At 34.5% G+C, this 4346-nt stretch carries 3 protein-coding genes; all 3 read right to left on the reverse strand.

Annotation, left to right across the window (positions count from 1 at the left end; genetic code table 11):
* Positions 1–1662 (reverse strand): SusC/RagA family TonB-linked outer membrane protein (locus P8M54_RS07975; RefSeq protein WP_366525138.1); only part of this gene is annotated, 1662 nt, incomplete at its 3' end.
* Positions 1635–2015, reverse strand: coding sequence for a carboxypeptidase-like regulatory domain-containing protein (locus tag P8M54_RS07980; protein ID WP_300286996.1), 381 nt, complete (start codon positions 2013–2015; stop codon positions 1635–1637). The genes P8M54_RS07975 and P8M54_RS07980, both read right to left, overlap by 28 nt.
* 400 nt (positions 2016–2415) lie before the next feature.
* Positions 2416–4346 (reverse strand): hybrid sensor histidine kinase/response regulator transcription factor (locus tag P8M54_RS07985; protein ID WP_300286998.1); only part of this gene is annotated, 1931 nt, incomplete at its 5' end.

A 4346-nucleotide genomic window follows, 5' to 3' on the forward strand; every position in this document is an offset into this window, starting at 1 on the left:
TGGTGAAGTACCTCCAAATGGTGAAGCAGATAGAGACAAAATTGTTTGGTACCTGTTTGCTGGAATATTTTGGTTTCCAACTGCACCGTATCCTAGTCTTACTTTTAAATAGTTTACTGTTTTTGCCAACGGCTCAAAAAACTCTTCATTACTTACTGTCCAACCTCCTGAGAATGCGGGAAAGTAACCCCACTTATTGTTAGGGCCAAAATTAGAAGAAGCATCTGCTCGTAATGAAGCTGAAAAAGAGTACTTATTTGAAAAGCTATAATTTAATCGCGATATATACGATTCCATAGACCAGCGACCTGAACCATTACCATTTAATGCTGTGTCAATATCTCCCAAATCTAAATTAGTGAAATCAGAGTTTAAGAAAGCTCCAGTTCTATACCCGCTTAGGTATTCATACCTGCTTTCTTGAGCCTCTTGACCTAACAAAATAGTAAAATTATGTTTGTCCTTAATTGTTTTATTATACGTTACGTAGTTTTTTACGTTCCAATAGTAACTTTGATCTTGTTGTTTGAAGGATTTGTTAAGCAACTCTGTTACATTTCCAAGCGTATACTTAGGTACAAAGGCACTATTTTTTCCAAAATTTAAGTCATAACCCACTTCTGATCTGAAAACTAATCCTTTTAGCAGTGTAAAGTCTGCAAACATGTTACCGTTTATTTTATATCTTTCAGTAGTAGCATTATTGTATTGTGATAACGCAATTGGATTAGTAGCTTCGTTAGCCGATGAACCTACATTACCTGTTGGTCCAGCAAAAGAACCATCAGGAAATCGAACCGGTAACTCAGGAGACTGTCTCAACGTATTCATTACCAGACCACCTCTATCATCGTTTCTAACTACTTGTTGCGATGATTTACTGATAGACATGTTATTTCCTATTTTCAACCAAGACTTTACATTCGAGTCTACATTTAAACGCATAGACAATCTGTTGAAATCAGAATTCAAGACTATCCCTTCTTGGTTAAAGTAATTTAATGAGGTATAATATCTTGTTCCATCCTTTTCTCCTGAAAACGATAATTGATGATTGTACATAGCCGCTTTTCTAAAAAGAGCATCTTGCCAATTTGTTCCTTGACCCAAAAGACTAGGACTTTGATATTGAAACGGAACTGGTTCTCCGTTTAATTGATAAATTTTAGCTTGATATCTAGCATAATCAGGCAAATTTAAAACATCTACAAACTTCGACGCTTCTTGAGAAGCAATGTAAGATTCATAGCTAATGATCGATTTTCCTCTTTTTCCTTTTTTCGTAGTGATCAATACAACACCATTGGCACCATTGGCACCGTAAATAGCAGTAGCCGAAGCATCCTTTAAGATATCTATCGTTTCAACATCGGCGATATTTAAATTAGATAAGGCGGAGTTTTTCGTTTGCCCACTTCCACCTCCCAATGCACTAAACGAAAACGAGTCATTGTTTCTATCTGCAAATACCGGTGTTCCGTCAATTACATACAAAGGCTCATTTCCATTAATAGAAGTTATTCCACGAATTTGAACAGAGATTCCACCACCTGGTGTACCCGAGTTTTGCGTAACATTTACCCCTGCTGCTTTTCCAATTAATGCTTGATCGATTGAGGTAAACGGCTTATCTTTTATCTCAGAAGCTTTAATAGAGCTAATGGCGCCATTAACATCTTTCTTTTTCGATGTTCCGTATCAATAACAACTACTTCCTCGAAATTTAGAGATTCGCTAACCATTACCCCATTCATAGTTGCACTAGCTTTAACGGCAACATTCTTGTATCCCACATAACTAAATACTAGCGTGCTTTTAAGGGCCACATTATTTAATTCAAATGCTCCATTGGCGTCAGTACTTGTTCCGTTCTTGCTTCCTTCAACAAAAACGCTCACTCCTGGTAAAGTGGTTCCATTCGCTGTTACTACCCCCTTAATAGTTTGTGCGAAAAACAAGTTTCCAGACATTATTACAATTAGTAGTACTAATTTTTTAAATAATTTTTGATTCATAAAATTGGTTACTTTTTGATTACTGTTTATTTTAGTTTGGTTTTGAATTAATTTTCACTGTGCGGCTGCAAGGCTAAAACACACCTGATGCCTGAACACAGTATCCTACTTATTTCTTAAGCAAATTACTGTAAACCCATACCTCAAACAACAACAAATGATGCGTTTTTACAATCATTTGATGCATAAACAGCTCAAAACAAAAAGATAAGCACCTGAAAGACAATAATATTCGATAATAAAGCGCTAAAATTAGCATTATGAAAAAAAAAGAGTGTTATTTTTTCATTACCCTTACTTTATCAGGCTTAAATTATAATGATTCGTAATATTTATATAAAGTAAAAGGGTTTTAAATTAAATTTAAAACCCTTTTACTATCGGTACGATTGGAGTATTTTTAGCTCCTTTTAGGAAAATCGCCGTATTTTATTTTATAACATTTGGTGAAATAGGATGGTGATGTAAAACCTACTGTATAACTTACTTCACTAACGCTCGAATAGCCCTTAGTCATAATTTCTTTGGCTTTTTCTAAGCGCACGTTTCTGATAAATTCGTTTACTGAAACTCCTGTTAATGTTTTTATTTTTCGATACAGCTGACTGCGACTTAAGAATAATTTAGCCGATAAAAACTCCACGCTTAACTGAGAATCACTTAAGTTCTCCGTTATGATTTGCAATGTTTTTTGAATAAATTCATTATCTAATGTGGTCGTTTTTTCCTTTCCTTTATTTGTAATTCCGCTATAGAATTTTTTAAACATGATTTGCCTACTGGTTATCAATTGGGCAAGGCTTGACTTCAAAATATCCATCTCAAACGGTTTACTTAAATACAAATCAGCTCCAGAGTCAATACCTTCTAAACGGTCTTTTACCATTGCTTTTGCTGACAGCATCAATAGCGGAATATGACTTGTTTTAAGATCCCCTTTAATCTTTTTACACAATTGTAGTCCATCCATTACAGGCATTATAACATCTGTAACTATTAAATCAGGAAGTTTTTCAACAGCTATTTCATATCCTTTTTTTCCATTTAAAGCCACGAGCACTTTATAGGTTTTACTTAACTCTTGTTTTAAATAATTTCGCAACTCTGCATTATCCTCTACTACTAAAACCGTATACACTTTCTCTACTATCTCTTCTTCTTCATTTTCCTCATCCTCATCAATTGTTAGTGGTGCTAATATCCTTTTTGAAGCTTGCTTTTCGATCACATAGGTTTCGTCAACTATCTCTGCATCGGAATAAAAAGAATTTCCTAACGGAAAACAAACTGTAAATTGCGTCCCCTCACCTACTTGACTTTCTACACTAATAGACCCTTTGTGCAATTCTACAAATTCTTTTACAACTTCTAAGCCAATACCTGTACTGCCGTAATACACTTTGTTCAAGCTATTAACTTGATAAAAGCGATCAAAGATTCTGTTAAGATCTTTTTTCTGAATACCTGAGCCTGTATCTTTAATCGTTATAGCAATAGTGGGTACCTTTTCACCATCAATAACCAAAAAATTTTGAGGTTCTACTTTATCAATTGCGATTCGGATAAAACCATCATCGGGTGTGAATTTAAAAGCATTAGATAGAATATTAAAGATAATTTTCTCTACCATTTTTGGATCCAACCAATCGACTAATCGCTCTACAGAAGGATGAAATTCGATAGTAATATTGCGAGCAATCGCCTCTTCATCAAAATAGCTAATTACCTCTTCAGTAAAAGCAACGAGTTCGATTTTCTTGACTTGTAAGAACACTTTATTAAATTGAAACTTGTTAAAATCCATCAGCTCATTAATCAATCTCGAAAGTCGATCGGAACTTTTATGGATGGTAACCAACTTGCTGTGAATCTCAGGAGGTAACTTTTTTGTTCGTAACAAATCCTCTAACGGATTAATAATTAAGGTCAATGGCGTTCTAAATTCATGCGAGATATTGGTAAAAAATTGTAGTTTTTTAGTGTTTAATTTTTCTAATTGTTGGATTTTTTCTTTTTCGAAGACAATCGCTTGCTTGGCTTTGAATCGGTTTTGGTAAATTTTATTGAGATAGATAACAATGCCCACGATGATCGAAAAGTAGATTAGGTAAGCCCACATTGTTTTCCACCAAGGTGGCAATATTTTTATTTTTAATTCCAAAGGTTTTTTTGACCACGATCCATCGGCATCGGCCGCTTTTACCTTGAAAACATAGGTGCCAGCTGCTAAGTTGGTATAGGTTGCCACTCGATTGCTACCGACATAATTCCAGTCTTTTTCAAAACCTTCTAGGTAATAAGCATATTGATTTTTCTTTAAAAAGTTATAGT

The sequence above is a fragment of the Flavobacterium sp. genome, from assembly GCF_029242675.1.
GTDB lineage: Bacteria > Bacteroidota > Bacteroidia > Flavobacteriales > Flavobacteriaceae > Flavobacterium.